Below are 16,545 nucleotides of genomic sequence, written 5' to 3'. Positions count from 1 at the left end.
CACAGGGGGCGCTCCGTAGACTCGACCTGTGAGCACGAGTCAGCAGGCAGACCCGCTGATCGGCCGTCTCGTCGACGGCCGATACCGGGTTCGCGCGCGCATCGCGCGTGGCGGCATGGCGACCGTGTACGTGGCGACCGACCTCCGCCTCGAACGCCGGGTGGCGCTGAAGGTCATGCACGGCCACCTCAGCGACGACACCGTGTTCCAGAGTCGGTTCATCCAAGAGGCCCGTTCGGCTGCGCGTCTGAGCGATCCGCACGTGGTGAACGTGTTCGACCAGGGCCAGGACGGCGAGATGGCCTACCTGGTCATGGAGTACCTCCCGGGCATCACGCTGCGCGAGCTGCTGCGCGAGCACCGGCGCCTCACGGTCGATCAGACCCTCACGATCATGGATGCCATCCTCTCGGGGCTCGCCGCCGCGCACCGGGCCGGCATCGTCCACCGCGACGTGAAGCCCGAGAACGTCCTGCTCGCCGAGGACGGCCGCATCAAGATCGGCGACTTCGGCCTCGCCCGTGCGACGACGGCGAATACCGCGAGCGGGGCGCAGCTCATGGGCACGATCGCCTACCTCGCCCCCGAGCTGGTCACGCGCGGCACCGCCGACGCGCGCAGCGACATCTATTCGCTCGGCATCATGCTCTACGAGATGCTCGTCGGCGAGCAGCCCTACAAGGGCGAGCAGCCGATGCAGATCGCCTATCAGCACGCCACCGACTCCGTGCCCCGCCCGAGCGCGAAGAACCCCGGTGTCCCCGAGCAGCTCGACGAGCTCGTGCTCTGGTCGACCGAACGGGAGCCGGGCGACCGCCCGCTCGACGCGGCCGCGATGCTCGAGCGCCTCCGCGAGATCGAGAAAGAACTCGGTCTCGCCCCCCAGGTCGCGCGCGCCGTGGCCGTGGGCACCACGAGTCCCGCGACGGCCGCCGAGTCGCGCGAGCTGACGAAGGTGCTGCCGCAGACGGCATCCCTCCCCTCCGCCACCATCGATGAGCCCGACAATGCGGCGCGACTGCGCACCCGCACGCGGCGACGGACGACCAGGGGCGCGTGGCTCCTCGTGCTCGTGCTGCTGCTCGCCGGCGGAGCCGGGTTCACCGGCTGGTACTTCGGCTCCGGCCCGGGTTCGCTCGTCGCGGTCCCCGACGTGTCGGGCCGCAGCTTCGCCGACGCCGAGGCACTGCTCACGCAGCAGCAGCTGCAGGCTCAGGCGCAAGAGGTCAACGACCGTGAGATCCCCTCCGGCACGACCGTGGGCTCCGACCCCGCGCCCGGCGAGCGTCTTGACAAAGAGACGGTGGTGACCGTCTTCGTCTCGATCGGGCCGGCCACCCATCAGATCCCCGCTCTCGCGGGCAAGAGCGCCGACGAGGTGCGCGCGATCCTCGAGCAGGTCTTCGTCGGGGTCGCGGGCGACCCCGAGCGGCAATTCGCGGACCCGACCAACGGCACGGTACTGGGCGCCTCGGTGATCCCCCGCTCCGGCGGCAACGCCATCGACTGCACCCAGGGCTGCACGGTGTACGAGGGCGACGCCGCGTCGCTCGTCGTCTCGCTCGGACCCATCCCCGACGTCACCGGCGACTCGCGTTCGCAGGCCGAACGCGCCCTCGACGGGGTCGGACTCAAGACCGCCGTGACCGAGGAGTACAGCAACTCCGTGGCATCCGGCAACGTGATCGCCATGGGCCAGCGCGACGGGGGCGGCAACTGGCGCCCCGGCGATACCGTGCCCCTGCGCGTGTCGATCGGCCCGAAGCCCGTCGAGATCCCCGGCAACGTCGTGGGGATGTCGATTCGGGATGCCGTGAAGACCCTCGAAGCGCTCGGCTTCGAGGTGAACGCGGGTATCGACGACGGCACCCTACCCCTCGGGTTCAAGTACTGGGACATCTACAAGGTGCGCGCCACGAACCCCAAGGCCGGCACGACGGCCCCGCAGGGCTCGACCATCACGCTGACGCCGACGCTGTAGCGCGAGATCGCGGAGCAGAGAGGGCTTCCCCGACCGCGCCGACGGCATCCTGAAACGACGACGCCCCCGACCGCAGCGGTCGGGGGCGTCGATCTGTCGAGAGGGGTCAGCGGTTCTCGAGCTCCTCGGCCACGAGGAACGCCAGCTCGAGGCTCTGACGGTGGTTCAGACGCGGGTCGCACAGGCTCTCGTAGCGGGTCGCGAGGGTGGCCTCGTCGATCATCTCGGAGCCGCCCAGGCACTCGGTGACGTCGTCGCCGGTGAGTTCGACGTGGATACCGCCGGGGTGCGTTCCCACCGATCGGTGCGCCTCGAAGAAGCCGCGCACCTCGTCGACCACGTCGTCGAAGCGACGGGTCTTGTAGCCGGTGGGCGTGGTGATGCCGTTGCCGTGCATCGGGTCGGTAACCCAGAGCGGCGTGGCACCCGAGTCACGGACGGCCTCGAGCAGCGGGGGCAGAGCGTCGCGGATCTTGCCCGCACCCATGCGCGTGATGAAGGTCAGTCGACCCGGCTCGCGCTCGGGGTCGAGCTTGTCGATGAGGGCGAGGGCCGTCTCGGCCGTCGTGGTGGGGCCGAGCTTCACGCCGATGGGGTTGCGGATCTTCGAGAAATAGTCGACGTGCGCGCCGTCGAGCTCGCGCGTGCGCTCACCGATCCACTGGAAGTGCGAGGACGTGTTGTACGGCTGTCCCGTGCGCGAGTCGATCCGCGTCATGGGGCGCTCGTAGTCCATGAGCAGACCCTCGTGGCCCGTGTAGAACTCGACGCGCGTCAGCTCGTCGAAGTCGGCGCCGGCGGCCTCCATGAACTTGATGGCGCGGTCGATCTCGGTCGCCATCGACTCGTACGCCTGGTTCGCGGGCGTGCTCGCGAAGCCCTTGTTCCAGCTGTGCACCTCGCGCAGGTCGGCGAAACCCCCCTGCGTGAAGGCGCGGATGAGGTTCAGGGTCGACGCGGCCGTGTGGTAGCCCTTGAGCAGACGCGCGGGGTCGGCCTTGCGCGACTCCTCGGTGAAGTCGTAGCCGTTGACGATGTCGCCGCGGTACGCCGGGAGCGTCACGTCGCCGCGCGTCTCGACGTCGCTCGAGCGGGGCTTGGCGAACTGGCCCGCCATGCGGCCCATCTTGACCACCGGCATCGAGGCGCCGTAGGTGAGGACGACGGCCATCTGCAGGACCGTCTTGATGCGGTTGCGGATCTGCTCGGCGGTCGCGCCGGCGAACGTCTCGGCGCAGTCACCGCCCTGCAGGAGGAACGCCTGGCCGGCGGCGGCACGCGCGAGGCGGTCGCGGAGGATGTCGACCTCACCGGCGAACACCAGCGGAGGAAGGGTCGCCAATTCTGCGGATGCCGCCGCCACAGCGGCCTCGTCATACCACTGGGGCTGCTGCTTGATGGGCAGGGTTCGCCAGTGGTCGAGGTCGTGGAGCTGCTGATTCACCCCTGAAGTCTAGTGGCGGGACACCGGCGCCTTCGCCGCCTGTGACGTGGCGAGGCGGTCCTTCACGGTCGAGGCGTAGACGTCTTCGTAGCGCTGCTCACCGAGACGCTGGAGTGCCACCATGATCTCGTCGGTCACCGAGCGGAGCACGTAGCGGTCGCCCTCCATGCCCTCGAACCGCGAGAAGTCGAGGGGCTCGCCGATGACGATGCCCACGCGCCCCACTCGGGGCAGACGCTGGCCGATCGGCATGACGGCGCCCGTGTCGACCATGACCACCGGCACGACCGGAACGCGCGCCTCGAGCGCCATGCGCGCGATACCCGTGCGGCCCCGGTAGAGGGTGCCGTCGGGGCTGCGGGTCCCCTCGGGGTAGATGCCGAGCAGTTCTCCGCGACCGAGCACACCGAGGCCGGTGTTCAGCGAAGCCTCGGAGGCCTTGCCGCCCGACCGGTCGATGGGCAGCTGACCCGTCGCCGTGAAGAACATGCGGGTGGCCCAGCCTTTGAGGCCCTTGCCGGTGAAGTAATCGCTCTTGGCGAGGAACGCCATGCGGCGGTCGATCATGAGCGGGAGGAAGATCGAGTCCGAGAACGACAGGTGGTTGCTCGCCAGGATCGCCGCCCCCTCGACGGGGATGTTGCGACGGCCCACCATCCACGGACGGAACACGGCCTTGATGACCGGTCCGATGACCACGTATTTCATGAGCCAGTAGAACAACGTCAGCGCTCCTTCCCGGCGAGGTCAGCAACCCCGATGAGACCGGCGTCGTTGCCCAGACGTGCGATCGCGAATTCGGCGACCGGACGTTCACCGTACCCCGGGAGCGAGGTCTCGTACGCGAGCTTCACCGGCTCCAGCAGGTCGGCGCCGAGCTGCGCCACTCCCCCGCCGATCACGAAGACCTCGGGGTCGAGCACGGCCTGGAAGCCGCCGCACGCCTCGCCGAGGGCCGTGGCCACGCGACGCAGGGCCTCGACGGCGCCCGGGTCGCCCGCGAGCACGAGGCGCGACACGGCCGGTCCGGGGATCGCACCGCGCTCCTCGCGCACCGCGGCCAGGGCCGCACCGATGCCGCCCTCGTCGGCGATGGCGTTCGCCTCGCGCTGCAGGGCACGACCCGAGGCGTACTGCTCGAGGCATCCGTTCTGTCCGCACCCGCACGGGTGCCCGCCGCGCACGAAGCGCATATGTCCCAGTTCGGCGCCGATCCCGTGACCCCCGCGGAAGAGCTCGCCGTCGGTGACGACCGCGCCGCCGACGCCCGTGCCCATCGTCAGCATGACCATGTCGCGCACGCCCTGGCCCGCACCGAAGCGGTACTCGCCCCACCCGGCGGCGTTCGCGTCGTTCTCGATCGTGACCGGGGCGTTCAAGCGCTGCTCGAGGCGGGCGCGCAGGGGCTCGTCGCGCCAGTCGATGTTGGGGGCGTAGATGACGGTGCTGCGGTCGCGGCTGATGAAGCCGGCCGCGGCCACCCCGATCGCGTGGATCTCGTGCGCACGGCGCAGGTGATCGGCCATGTCGACCACGGCGTCCACCAGGGCTGCGGGGTCGATGGGGGTGTCGACGCGGAGCTTCTCGATGATGGTGCCGTCGTCGTCGACGACGCCCCCCGCGATCTTCGTGCCCCCGATGTCGATGCCGACGTTGCGCACCGCGCTCCCTTCCGGGCCGACCGTGCGGCTCGGCCCGGAGAAGTCTAGCCATGCCGCGCGACCGGCGCCGGAGAGCGGTGATCCCCGGGGGCCCGGCATCCATGCTTATAGACTCGACGGACCCGCTCGACGTTCTTCCGGTGCCAAAGGAGTTGCCGTGATCCAGTTCGATCAACCCGCCCTCGTCCCCGCAGACCCCGACGCGAATGCGTCGGACCTGCTCGCCGACCGCGTCCGCGCCACCCCCGACCGTCCGCTGTTCGCGGTGCCCGACCGCGACGGATGGCGCGACATCACCGCCGCCGCGTTCGAGAAGCAGGTCATCGCCCTCGCGAAGGGCTTCGTCGCGGCCGGCATCCAGCCCGGCGAGAAGGTCGGGTTCATCGCCCGCACCACCTACGACTGGACCCTGGTGGACTTCGCCCTCTTCTATGTCGGCGCGGTCATGGTCCCGGTGTACGAGACGAGCTCGGCCTCGCAGATCTCGTGGATCCTCTCGGACTCCGGCGCGATCGCCGTGGTCGTGGAATCGCCGGAGCACGGCGAGCGTCTCGACGAGGTCCGCAGCGACCTCCCCCTCGTCCGCGAGGTCTGGGCGATGCACTCCGGCGCCCTCGACACCCTCGTCGCCAACGGCACGCACATCACCGACGAAGAGATCGAGCGCCGTCGTCACCTCGCCAAGGCCTCGGACATCGCGACGCTCATCTACACCTCGGGCTCGACGGGTCGCCCGAAGGGTTGCGTCCTCGTCCACAGCAACTTCGTCGAGCTGGCCCGCAACTCCGCCAAGTCGCTGCACGAGGTCGTCGAGACCCCGGGCGCCTCCACCCTTCTCTTCATCACCACGGCGCACGTGTTCGCCCGCTTCATCTCGCTGCTCAACGTCCACGCGGGCGTGAAGACGGGCCACCAGCCCGACACGAAGCAGCTCCTTCCCGCGCTCGGGAGCTTCCGCCCCACCTTCCTCCTCGCGGTCCCCCGCGTCTTCGAGAAGGTCTACAACTCGGCCGAGCAGAAGGCCGAGGCCGGCGGTAAAGGCAAGATCTTCCGCGCCGCCGCCGACGCCGCAATCGAGCACTCGCAGCGCCTGCAGGACGGCAAATCGATCCCCCTGCTGCTGAAGATCAAGTTCGCCCTCTTCGACAAGTTGGTGTACTCCAAGCTCCGGGATGCCATGGGCGGGAACATCGTCTACGCGGTGTCGGGATCGGCCCCTCTCGGCCCCCGCCTGGGTCACTTCTTCCGCAGCCTCGGCGTCGTGATCCTCGAGGGCTACGGCCTCACCGAGACCACAGCCCCGGCCACGGTCAACCTCGCCACGAAGTCGAAGATCGGCACCGTCGGTCCGGTTCTGCCGGGTGTCGGCATCCGTCTCGCGGATGACGGCGAGATCCAGGTGCGCGGCATCAACGTGTTCCGCGAGTACTGGCAGAACCCCGAGGCCACCGCCGAGGCGTTCGACGGCGAGTGGTTCAAGACCGGCGACATCGGCGCCTTCGACGGCGACGGCTTCCTCGCGATCACCGGCCGCAAGAAGGAGATCATCGTGACCGCGGGCGGCAAGAACGTCGCCCCCGCGGCCCTCGAGGACCCGATCCGCGCCAACCCGATCGTCGGTCAGGTCGTCGTGGTGGGTGACCACAAGCCGTTCATCGCGGCCCTCGTCACCCTCGACTCCGAGATGCTGCCGACCTGGCTGGCCAACAACGGCCTGCCCGCCGACATGCCGCTCGCCGAGGCGGCCGAGAACGAGAAGGTGCGGGCCGAGGTGCAGGGCGCGATCGACCGCGCGAACACGCGGGTCTCTCGCGCGGAGTCCATCCGCAAGTTCACGATCCTGCCGACCGAGTGGACCGAGGCCAGCGGCCACCTCACCCCGAAGATGAGCATCAAGCGCAACGTGATCGTGGCGGACTTCGCCGACGCGATCGAGGACATCTACGCGGTGCCCGTCAACACGACCAACGTGTCGCTTCCCTGAGGCGGGCGACGATGACGGCCCGGTCCCCTCACGGGGCCGGGCCGTTTCGCGTCGGGAACAGGAGATGTCACGGAGACAGGACGATCCGCCTCGAATCGACCTGTCCTCGTCGGCCCGGCCTGTTCTCGTGACCAGCGCGGGCAGACGAAAGGCCCGGATGCCGGCATCCGGGCCCTCCTGCAGGGATCAGGTCAGAACCAGTCGCTCTCGCGGACCTGGCGCATGGCCTCGCGACGCGTTTCGGCGGGCAGCCGCGAGAGGTACAGCATGCCGTCGAGGTGATCGGTCTCGTGCTGGAGCGCCTGGGCGAGCAGCCCCTCGCCCTCGAGCACGACCTCTTCACCGTCGAGGTCGATGCCGACGACCTTCGCCCACGGGTAGCGAATCGCGTCGTGCCAGAGACCGGGCACCGAGAGGCAGCCCTCGCCCACGGGCTCCGGCTCGCCGCGCGTCTCGACCAGCACGGGGTTCAGCACGTAACCGATGTCGCCGTCGATGTTGTAGCTGAAGGCACGCAGGCCCACGCCGATCTGGGGAGCGGCGACCCCGGCGCGACCGGGCAGCTCGACCGTGTCGATCAGATCCTGCACGAGGGCACGAATGCCGTCGTCGATCTGCTCGATGGGGGCGCTCGTCGCGCGCAGGACGGGGTCTCCGAACAAACGGATCGGGCGGACGGTCATGCGGCGGCCGCCGGGGTGCGCAGGCCTTCGACGACCGCGGCGGCGAGTTCGCGAGCCGCCTGCCGGGTCGAAGGCTGAAGCTCACGGAAGGTGATTGCGCTGCCCGCGGCGATACGCGCGTCGTAGGGCATGCGGATCACGGTGCGCACCCGCGAGCGGAAGTGCGCCTCGAGCTCGCTCTCGCGCACGAGAGGCGTGCCCGGCCGCGAGTTGTTCAGCACCACGACCGCGTCGCGCACACGGGCGGAGTAGCCGTTCGTCTCGAGCCACGTCAGCGTCTCGGACGCGAGGCGCGCCTCGTCGACCGACAGTCCCGCGACGATGACCAGGGTGTCGGCGAGCTCGAGTGTCGCCCCCATGACCGAGTGCACGATGCCCGTGCCCGTGTCGGTGAGGACGATGGAGTAGTAGTGCGCCGCGACGTCGGCGACCTGACGGTAGTCGTCGTCGCTGAAGGCCTCGGACACCCGCGGGTCGGAATCGGATGCCAGGACGTCGAGGCGAGTGGCATCCCGGGCCACGATCGACGAGACGTCGTTGTACCCGGACATCTCGTCGTGGGAGCGGACGAGGTCGCGGACGGTGCGCCCGTTGGGACGACCCACGCGATCGGCGAGCGTTCCGCGGTCGGGGTTGGCGTCGACGGCGATGACGCGGTCGTCACGGGCGTCGGCCAGAGCCATGCCCAGCAACGAGGTGACCGTCGTCTTTCCCACCCCACCCTTGCGGGACAGCACCGGCACGAAGCGGGCCCCACCCGAGAGGGGGGCGGAGATGCGCCGGTCGAGGTCCTTGCGCTGTCGCGCGCGCCGACCGTCGCCGAGGTTGATGCGGTGGCGCGAGACAGAGTAGACCAGCTGCTGCCAGAGGCCCTCGGGCTCGGGGCGGGCGATCTGGCGGGGGTCGAGCAGACGGTCGGCCGTGAGCAGGTCGGAGCTCTCGCGCGCGTCGTCGATCTGGCCGATGCGCTTCGAGGTGAGCGTGACCTCGGGGGCGGGGGTGCGCACGCGCTCGAGCGCGTGCGCGCGGTCGACGCGCGCGGCTTCGTCGGCGGCTCGGGCGGCTTCGTCGGCCTGGTGGGCGCTGCGGCGCGTGAGCGGGATCGTCCCGATGACGCCCGTCGCGGCGCGCTCGGCGCGCGTGGTCGGCACCGAAGCGGTTTCGGCGCTGACGGGCGACGCCGCCGCAGGGGCGTCGACCTCGGCCTCGGGGGCAGTCGCTGCGGTCGGCCGCGACGCGGCGGACTCCGGTGCGCCGGGGGCGTCGACCGGCGGTCGGGGGGACTCGGGCGCCTCTGCCATGGCCTCGACCTCTTCACGCTGTTCGTCGTCCGTGTTCGACGCCGGGGCGTCGGCGTCGTCGGAGCCCGCGATGTCGGTGTCTTCTCGATCAGCGGAAGCGGAAACGGCATCGTCGGGCGAGGCGTCGTCCGCCTCGACGTCGTCCGCTGCCTGTGCCGCCTCGTCGCCGTGCTCGGACTCTTCACCGGCGGCGGGAACCCACGGCGCGTGCGTCAGCGGTGCGGACGCGGCATCGACGGCATGGTCATCCACCAGCGGCTCATCGTCATCGAGTGACGAATCGGTGAGGTCGGCGTCGGTGGGCTCGGCGGCATCGGCCTCGAACAGCTCGACATCGTCGACGACCTCGGCGTCGGCGAGATCGTCGGCCCGCTGAGCGGCCTGCGTCGCGTCGGCTTCACGGTGATCGGCGTCAGCCTCGGCAACCGCCGCGGAATCGGTCTCGACCGGGTCGGTCCCAGCCGGGTCGACATCTGCGAGCAGGTCATCGTCGGCGACGTCGTCGACGACCTCGGCATCGGCTCCGTCGGTCTCCTCGGCATCGTGCTCGACGGGACGATCGCCCTCCGCGGAGGCGGCACCGTCGGCCGGGATCTCCTTGGCCTCCTCCCCCGCCTTCGAGCCCTCGCCGTCGACCGGGTCGTCGTCGCCGAAGCCGTCATCGCCGAAGCCTTCTCTGGCGGTCGGGTGCCCGGCATCCGGATTCCCCTGCTCGTCGAGATCGTGCGACGGCTCGACGACGATCTCGGCGTCGTGCACCTCGTCGTCCGCGGACGAGTCCGTCTCGTCGGCCGCGTCGTGCGGCTCGAGGATGATGTCGCCGGTCTCGAGCTGCTCGACGTGCGGGTCGTGGACGATCTCGTCGCGGCGGTCGTCGGCGGACGCGGCGGAGGGGACGCGCGGGGCATCGAGAGCGGCGAGGTCGGCCTCGTCGAGGGGGATCTCGTCTTCGATCACGTCGTCGTCGAGGTCGTCGTCGTCGGTGGCCACGGGAAGGTCGACGTTGACCTGCGCGATGTGTCCACCGAGGATCGTGATGCTGGCCGTGTCGAGATTCCCGATCTCGTCGAGCACGCCGTGCTCGGCGTTCTCGTCGGGGTTCGCGTCGGTGCGGTCGGGGGTCACTGCAGTCTCCAAACGGGAAGAGGGCGCGAAAGCGCCCCCTCCCAGGTTACTGCGCTTGGCGGATTACCAGCAAAAGATCTCCTGCTTCGACCTGTTGTGTGGTACCGATCGCGACACGCTCGACCACTCCGTCGACGGGTGCGGTGATCGCCGCCTCCATCTTCATCGCCTCGATCGAGGCGACCGCCTGACCGGCGGAGACGCGGTCGCCCGGCGACGCCTTCATCGTCACGACGCCCGAGAACGGCGCCGCCATCTGGCCTGGCTTCGAGGTGTCGGCCTTCTCGGCCTGACGCGCCTCGACGTCGATGGAGCGGTCGCGGACGAACACCGGGCGCAACTGTCCGTTCAAGGTCGTCATGACCGTGCGCATGCCCTTGTCGTCGGCCTCGCCGACCGCCTCGAGGCCGACGAACAGCTGCACGCCGCGCTCGATCTCGACGGTGTGTTCGCCGCCGGACTGCAGCCCGTAGAGGTAGTCGGCCGTGGAGAGCACGCTCAGGTCGCCGTACGTCTCGCGGGTCTGTTCGAAAGTGCGCGTCGGCCCCGGGAACAGCAGACGGTTCAAGCGGGAGCGCCGCTCGGCGGACTCCCCCGCCAGTGCCGCCGTGTCGTCGTCGGTGAGCGGGGTCGTGCCCGTCTTGGCATCCCGGCCGGCGAGGACCTTGGAGCGGAAGGGCTCCGGCCAACCGCCCGGAAGGTCCCCCAGCTCCCCCGCCATGAACGACACCACCGAGTCGGGCACGTCGTACTTCTCGGGGTTCTGCTCGAAGTCGGCCGGATCGGCCTTCACCGCGGCGAGGTGCAGGGCGAGGTCGCCCACCACCTTCGATGAGGGCGTGACCTTGGGGACCCGGCCGAGGATGCGGTCGGCGGCGGCGTACATGTCCTCGATGAGCTCGAAGTCGTCGGCCAGGCCCAGGGCGATCGCCTGCTGGCGCAGGTTCGACAGCTGTCCGCCGGGGATCTCGTGACGGTAGACGCGCCCGGTGGGTCCGGCGAGACCCGACTCGAACGGCCGGTACAGGTGACGCACGGCCTCCCAGTAGGGCTCCAGGTCGCTGACGGCCCCGAGGTCGAGGCCCGTGTCGCGTTCGGTGTGCGCGAGCGCTGCGACCAGCGCCGACAGCGACGGCTGGCTCGTGGTTCCCGCCATGGGCGCCGAGGCCGCGTCCACGGCATCCGCCCCCGCTGCCGAGGCGGCCAGCAGCGTCGCGAGCTGCCCGCCCGCGGTGTCGTGAGTGTGGACGTGCACCGGCAGGTCGAACCGCTCGCGCAGCGCCGTCACGAGCTTCGCCGCGGCGGCCGGGCGCAGCAGGCCCGCCATGTCCTTGATCGCGAGGACGTGGGCTCCCGCGTCGACGATCTGCTCGGCCAGACCCAGGTAGTAGTCGAGCGTGTACAGGTCTTCGGCGGGATCCAGCAGGTCCCCCGTGTAGCAGAGGGCGACTTCGGCCACTGCGGTGCCGGTCCCCAGGACCGCGTCGATCGCCGGCCGCATCTGCGAGACGTCGTTGAGGGCGTCGAAGATGCGGAAAATGTCGACACCGGATGCCGCCGCCTCGGTCACGAAGGCATCGGTGACCTCCGTGGGGTACGGGGTGTAGCCGACGGTGTTGCGGCCGCGCAGCAGCATCTGGATCGCGACGTTCGGCAGCGCCTCACGGAGGGCGTCCAGACGCTCCCACGGGTCCTCGCCGAGGAAGCGCAGCGCGACGTCGTAGGTCGCCCCGCCCCAGGCTTCGACCGACAGCAACCCGGGCGTCAGCCGGGACACGTAGGGGGCCACGCGCGCGAGGTCGCGGGTGCGCACGCGTGTGGCGAGCAGCGACTGGTGCGCGTCGCGGAACGTGGTCTCGGTGACGGCGAGGGCGGTCTGCTCGCGCAGGGCCTTCGCGAAGCCGGCGGGACCGAGCTGCTGCAGACGCTGGCGCGAGCCCGCGGGGGCCGGGGCCGCCAGGTCGAGGGTCGGGAGCTTGGCCGACGGGTCGATCGACAGCGGGTTCTCGCCGTTCGGGCGGTTGACCGTGGTGTCCACGAGCCACGAGAGGATCTTCGTGCCGCGGTCCTTGGACTCGCGGCCCTTCAGCAGCTCGGGGCGCTCGTCGATGAACGAGGTGCTGAGGTCGCCCGCGACGAAGGCGGGGTCGTCGAGCACGGCCTGCAGGAACGGGATGTTCGTCGAGACCCCGCGGATACGGAACTCGGCGAGGGCTCGGCGGGCGCGGGACACGGCGGCTTCGAAGTCACGGCCACGGCACGACAGCTTCGACAGCATCGAGTCGAAGTGCGGGCTCACCTGCGATCCCGCGGCGGTCGTGCCGCCGTCGAGGCGGATGCCGGCGCCACCGGGCGAGCGGTACGTCGTGATCTTGCCGGTGTCGGGGCGGAAGCCCTGCGTGGGGTCCTCGGTCGTGATGCGGCACTGCAACGCCGCGCCCCGCAGGTGGATGTCGTCCTGCTGCAGGTGCAGCTCGGCGAGGGTCGCGCCCGCCGCGATGCGCATCTGCGACTGCACGAGGTCGACGTCGGTGACCTCCTCGGTCACGGTGTGCTCGACCTGGATGCGCGGGTTCATCTCGATGAAGACGACCTCGCCCGCTCGTGGCCCCGCGGTCTCGAGCAGGAACTCGACGGTTCCGGCGTTCTGGTAGCCGATCGAGCGGGCGAACGCGACGGCGTAGCGGTGCAGGTCCTGCCGCACGGCATCGTCGAGGTTCGGCGCCGGCGCGATCTCGATGACCTTCTGGTGGCGGCGCTGCACCGAGCAATCGCGCTCGAACAGGTGCACCGTCTCGCCCGCGGCATCCGCGAGGATCTGCACCTCGACGTGACGGGGGCGCTGCACCGCCTGCTCGAGGAACATGCGGGGGTCCCCGAAAGCGCTCTGCGCCTCGCGCATGGCCTCGGCCAGGGCGGGGGCGAGCTCGCCCTTCGACTCCACGCGTCGCATCCCGCGCCCTCCACCGCCGGCGACGGCCTTCGCGAAGATCGGGAAGCCGATCTCGTCGGCCTGCTCCAGCAGCTCGTCGATGTCGCCGGACGCGGGCGTCGAGCGCAGCACCGGCACGCCGGCCGCGATCGCGTGGTCCTTCGCCGTCACCTTGTTGCCCGCCATGGCGAGCACGTCAGCGGGAGGCCCGATGAAGGTGATCCCGTGGGCGGCGGCCTTCTCGGCGAGCTCCGGGTTCTCGGAGAGGAAGCCGTAGCCCGGGTAGATGGCATCCGCCCCGCACTCACGGGCGACGCGGATGATCTCGTCGACGTCGAGGTAGGCGCGCACGGGGTGGCCGCGCTCGCCGATCTGGTACGCCTCATCGGCCTTCAGACGGTGGAGGGAGGCGCGATCTTCGTACGGATACACCGCGACGGTGCGGGCTCCGACCTCGTAAGCGGCGCGGAACGCGCGGATCGCGATCTCGCCGCGATTGGCGACCAGGATTTTCGAGAACATGCGCACCTCACGTCAAGCTGGCGGAGCTGAATGTGCTCACAGCCTAGGGGACGGTAACGTGGACTCTCGTGCACGTACTCTCCGTCAGCTCTCTCAAAGGCGGGGTCGGCAAGACGACCGTGACACTCGGGCTGGCTTCCGCAGCCTTCGCACGTGGCGTTCGCACTCTCGTCGTCGACCTCGACCCTCAGTCCGACGTGTCGACCGGGATGGACATCCAGGTCGCCGGTCGGCTCAACATCGCCGATGTCCTGGCCAACCCCAAAGAGAAGGTCGTCCGACAAGCGATCACCTCGAGCGGGTGGGCCAAGGTCCACCCCGGCACCATCGACGTGCTCATCGGCAGCCCGTCCGCCATCAACTTCGACGGACCGCACCCGAGCGTCCGCGACGTCTGGAAGCTCGAAGAGGCGCTGGCGACGATCGAGGCCGACTACGACCTCGTGCTCATCGACTGCGCCCCCTCGCTCAACGCCCTCACGCGCACCGCGTGGGCCGCGAGCGACCGCGTCGTGGTCGTCACCGAGCCCGGCCTGTTCTCGGTCGCCGCGGCCGACCGCGCCCTGCGCGCGATCGAAGAGATCCGCCGCGGTCTCTCGCCGCGACTGCAGCCCCTCGGCGTCGTGGTCAACCGCGTGCGCCCGCAGTCGATCGAGCACCAGTTCCGCATCAAAGAGCTGCGCGACATGTTCGGTCCGCTCGTGCTCAACCCGCAGCTGCCCGAGCGCACCTCGCTCCAGCAGGCGCAGGGTGCCGCCAAGCCGCTGCACGTGTGGCCCGGCGACTCCGCTCAGGAACTCGCGGCCGACTTCGACGCGCTGCTCGACCGGATCGTGCGCACCGGCCGGATCCCCGTCGAGTCCGAGGCCCCGCAGGCCTGACCCACGGTTCTGTCGGACGCCGTCCCGCTGCGACGCAGCCGGGCGGCGTCTCTCGTTCCACCGCCGCGCGCTCCTTCGCGCAAAACGCCGAGATGTGTCGCTTCGAGAGGGCGCGAAGCGACAGACCTTGGCGACTCGCGCGAGGGGAAAGCAGAATCCCGGATGCCGTGGCATCCGGGATCCGAAGAAGGTGAGGCGCGCTCAGGCGGTGCGGGCGGCGCGGCGCGCGGCGAGCTCGTCGACGGCGTCGGGGGTGGCCTTCTCGAAGTCGACGAGCGTGGACTCGACCTCGCGGAGGACTTTGCCCACCGCGATACCGAAGACGCCCTGGCCACGGCTGACGAGGTCGATGACCTCGTCGTTCGAGGTGCACAGGTACACGGAGGCCCCGTCGCTCATGAGGGTGGTGCCCGCGAGGTCGCGGATGCCCGCGGCGCGGAGCTGATCGACGGCCGTGCGGATCTGCTGCAGCGAGATACCGGTGTCGAGAAGACGCTTCACGAGCTTCAGGACGAGGATGTCGCGGAAGCCGTAGAGACGCTGCGAGCCCGAACCGCTCGCCCCGCGGACCGTCGGGACGACGAGCTCGGTACGAGCCCAGTAGTCGAGCTGGCGGTACGTGATGCCGGCAGCGCGTGCCGCGACAGCCCCGCGATAACCGGTGTCGTCGTCCATCTCGGGCAGACCGTCGGTGAAGAGGAGATCAGCGGCGAACCGAGGTTCACCGAGCGCGTCGCCAGCGTTCATGCTCGCGTCCTCCTCATCGGTTCGTTTCCTCCACGCTAGATGAGCGGAGGTCCCCCGGCAATGACATCCGCTCCGAGGGTCGCGGCGTGTCGCGATCAGGACAGGATTCGCTCGAGCGCATCGCGCACGAACATCGCCCGCACCTCGTCGAGGCGGGCCGCGAGCTCGGGAGCGAGCTCGCTCGCCCGGGCCCGCGAGGGCGCATCGGGGCGCCGCAGCAGGGCCGACAGCGCCGACTCCACGAGCGAGACCTCGCGCTCGGCGCTCTGCCGCAGCGAGCGGATGTGGCGCGGCTCGATGCCGTGCCGGTCCAGCGCGACGAGGGCGCGGAGCAGAGTGACCGTCTGCTCGGAATAACTGTCGGCGGCGCTGATCACCCCGGTGCTGACCGCGTCGTTCAACAACTGGGGGCGCGCGCCCGCGGCCGTCAAGAGCTCTTCGCGTCGGTAGCGGCGCGGCGCGCTCGTCATCGACGGGATCGCGGTCGGCGGAGCCGGGTTGCGGCCCGCGTCGAGGTCGGCGAGGTAGTCGCGGATGACGACGAGCGGAAGGTAGTGGTCGCGCTGCAGCGTGAGCGCGAGACGCAGTCGCTCGAGGTCGGCCGGCGAGAACTTGCGGTAGCCGGAGTCGGTGCGCGTCGGCGAGACGATCCCCTGCACCTCGAGGAAGCGCAGCTTGCTCGAGGTGAGTGCCGGGAAATCGGGGGTCAGGCGCGCGAGCACCTGCCCGATGCTGAGCAGCCCCGCAGCCGTCTGTCGACTACGGGAGGGGGCTGCCGCCATCAGTGCTCAGCCGCGGGCAGGTCGGCCGGCGAACCGAAGAAGTTGAGACGGAACTTGCCGATGCGCACCTCGGAGCCGTTGACGAGGGCCGAGCGGTCGACCCGCTCGCCGTTGACGTAGCTGCCGTTGAGCGAGCGCTGGTCGACGATCTCGAACGAGCTGCCCGAGCGGAGGATCTCGGCGTGACGACGCGAGACGGTGACGTCGTCGAAGAAGAGGTCGGCCTCGGGGTGACGGCCGACGGTGGTCACGTCGGTGTCGAGGAGGTAGCGGGCCCCGGTCGTCGGTCCGGAGCGGACGATCAGCAGAGCCGCTCCCGAGGGGAGGGCGTCGATCGCCTCGAGCTCCGCCTCGTTGAGGTCGGCTCCGAAGGGGACGAACGACAGGTCGGCGTCGTGGGTCTGGGTCGTGTCGTGCGACGCCCCGGCTGCGGCGGCGTCGGCCGCGCGCCGGATCTCGTCTCGCTCGAATCGGCTGGTCTCGTCCACGGCTTCTCCTTCAT

The 16,545-nt window shown here is 70.2% G+C and carries 12 protein-coding genes; 3 read left to right on the top strand and 9 right to left on the bottom strand.

From position 1 onward, the window contains the following. Nucleotides 1–28: 28 nt before the first annotated feature. Nucleotides 29–1,981 carry a Stk1 family PASTA domain-containing Ser/Thr kinase gene (pknB, locus tag OVA26_RS08240; RefSeq protein ID WP_268103764.1) on the top strand — a complete coding sequence of 651 codons (1,953 nt, stop codon included), beginning with the start codon at nt 29–31 and terminating at the stop codon, nt 1,979–1,981. 106 nt (nt 1,982–2,087) lie between these two features. On the opposite strand, the gene OVA26_RS08235 is transcribed toward pknB, so the two are convergent. The 3 genes from OVA26_RS08235 to OVA26_RS08225 are packed head-to-tail and all read right to left on the bottom strand — an operon-like array spanning nt 2,088 to nt 5,086. Continuing rightward, on the bottom strand, nt 2,088–3,425 hold the full coding sequence (locus OVA26_RS08235) for a class II 3-deoxy-7-phosphoheptulonate synthase (protein ID WP_056227695.1): 1,338 nt from the start codon (nt 3,423–3,425) through the stop codon (nt 2,088–2,090). A gap of 9 nt (nt 3,426–3,434) precedes the next feature. After that, a complete protein-coding gene (locus tag OVA26_RS08230) occupies nt 3,435–4,148 on the bottom strand; it encodes a lysophospholipid acyltransferase family protein (RefSeq protein ID WP_056227692.1) in 714 nt (237 codons plus the stop codon). A gap of 2 nt (nt 4,149–4,150) precedes the next feature. After that, on the bottom strand, nt 4,151–5,086 hold the full coding sequence (locus OVA26_RS08225) for an ROK family glucokinase (protein ID WP_074694318.1): 936 nt from the start codon (nt 5,084–5,086) through the stop codon (nt 4,151–4,153). 157 nt (nt 5,087–5,243) lie between these two features. Here OVA26_RS08225 and OVA26_RS08220 point away from each other — a divergent pair, with 157 nt between their 5' ends. Next, complete coding sequence (locus OVA26_RS08220) at nt 5,244–7,070, top strand: AMP-dependent synthetase/ligase (protein WP_268103763.1); 1,827 nt, start codon at nt 5,244–5,246, stop codon at nt 7,068–7,070. Between the two features lie 191 nt (nt 7,071–7,261). Here the strand turns inward: OVA26_RS08220 and def are convergent, their stop codons facing one another. Genes def through OVA26_RS08205 form a run of 3 tightly spaced genes read right to left on the bottom strand, consistent with a single transcriptional unit; the run spans nt 7,262 to nt 13,633 of the window. Further along, nucleotides 7,262–7,753 (bottom strand): peptide deformylase, encoded by a 492-nt coding sequence (gene def / locus OVA26_RS08215; protein ID WP_268103762.1) that lies wholly within the window; start codon nt 7,751–7,753, stop codon nt 7,262–7,264. Continuing rightward, on the bottom strand, nt 7,750–10,179 hold the full coding sequence (locus OVA26_RS08210; protein ID WP_268103761.1) for a nucleotide-binding protein: 2,430 nt from the start codon (nt 10,177–10,179) through the stop codon (nt 7,750–7,752). Before OVA26_RS08210 ends, def begins: the two co-directional genes overlap by 4 nt. 46 nt (nt 10,180–10,225) lie before the next feature. Next, nucleotides 10,226–13,633, bottom strand: a complete 3,408-nt coding sequence (locus OVA26_RS08205; protein ID WP_268103760.1) for a pyruvate carboxylase — start codon at nt 13,631–13,633, stop codon at nt 10,226–10,228. A gap of 68 nt (nt 13,634–13,701) precedes the next feature. Here OVA26_RS08205 and OVA26_RS08200 point away from each other — a divergent pair, with 68 nt between their 5' ends. Further along, nucleotides 13,702–14,514 (top strand): ParA family protein, encoded by an 813-nt coding sequence (locus tag OVA26_RS08200; RefSeq protein ID WP_056227677.1) that lies wholly within the window; start codon nt 13,702–13,704, stop codon nt 14,512–14,514. Nucleotides 14,515–14,715: 201 nt separating this feature from the next. On the opposite strand, the gene OVA26_RS08195 is transcribed toward OVA26_RS08200, so the two are convergent. The 3 genes from OVA26_RS08195 to OVA26_RS08185 form a co-directional block, all read right to left on the bottom strand. Next, nucleotides 14,716–15,261, bottom strand: a complete 546-nt coding sequence (locus OVA26_RS08195; protein WP_056227674.1) for a MerR family transcriptional regulator — start codon at nt 15,259–15,261, stop codon at nt 14,716–14,718. Between the two features lie 95 nt (nt 15,262–15,356). Then, nucleotides 15,357–16,043 carry a transcriptional regulator FtsR gene (ftsR, locus tag OVA26_RS08190; protein WP_056227671.1) on the bottom strand — a complete coding sequence of 229 codons (687 nt, stop codon included), beginning with the start codon at nt 16,041–16,043 and terminating at the stop codon, nt 15,357–15,359. After that, on the bottom strand, nt 16,043–16,531 hold the full coding sequence (locus OVA26_RS08185) for an FHA domain-containing protein (protein WP_056227667.1): 489 nt from the start codon (nt 16,529–16,531) through the stop codon (nt 16,043–16,045). Before OVA26_RS08185 ends, ftsR begins: the two co-directional genes overlap by 1 nt. Nucleotides 16,532–16,545: the final 14 nt, after the last annotated feature.

The sequence above is a fragment of the Microbacterium sp. SL62 genome (assembly GCF_026672635.1).
Lineage (GTDB): Bacteria > Actinomycetota > Actinomycetes > Actinomycetales > Microbacteriaceae > Microbacterium > Microbacterium testaceum_A.
This window is presented reverse-complemented; position numbering and strand designations above follow the sequence as displayed.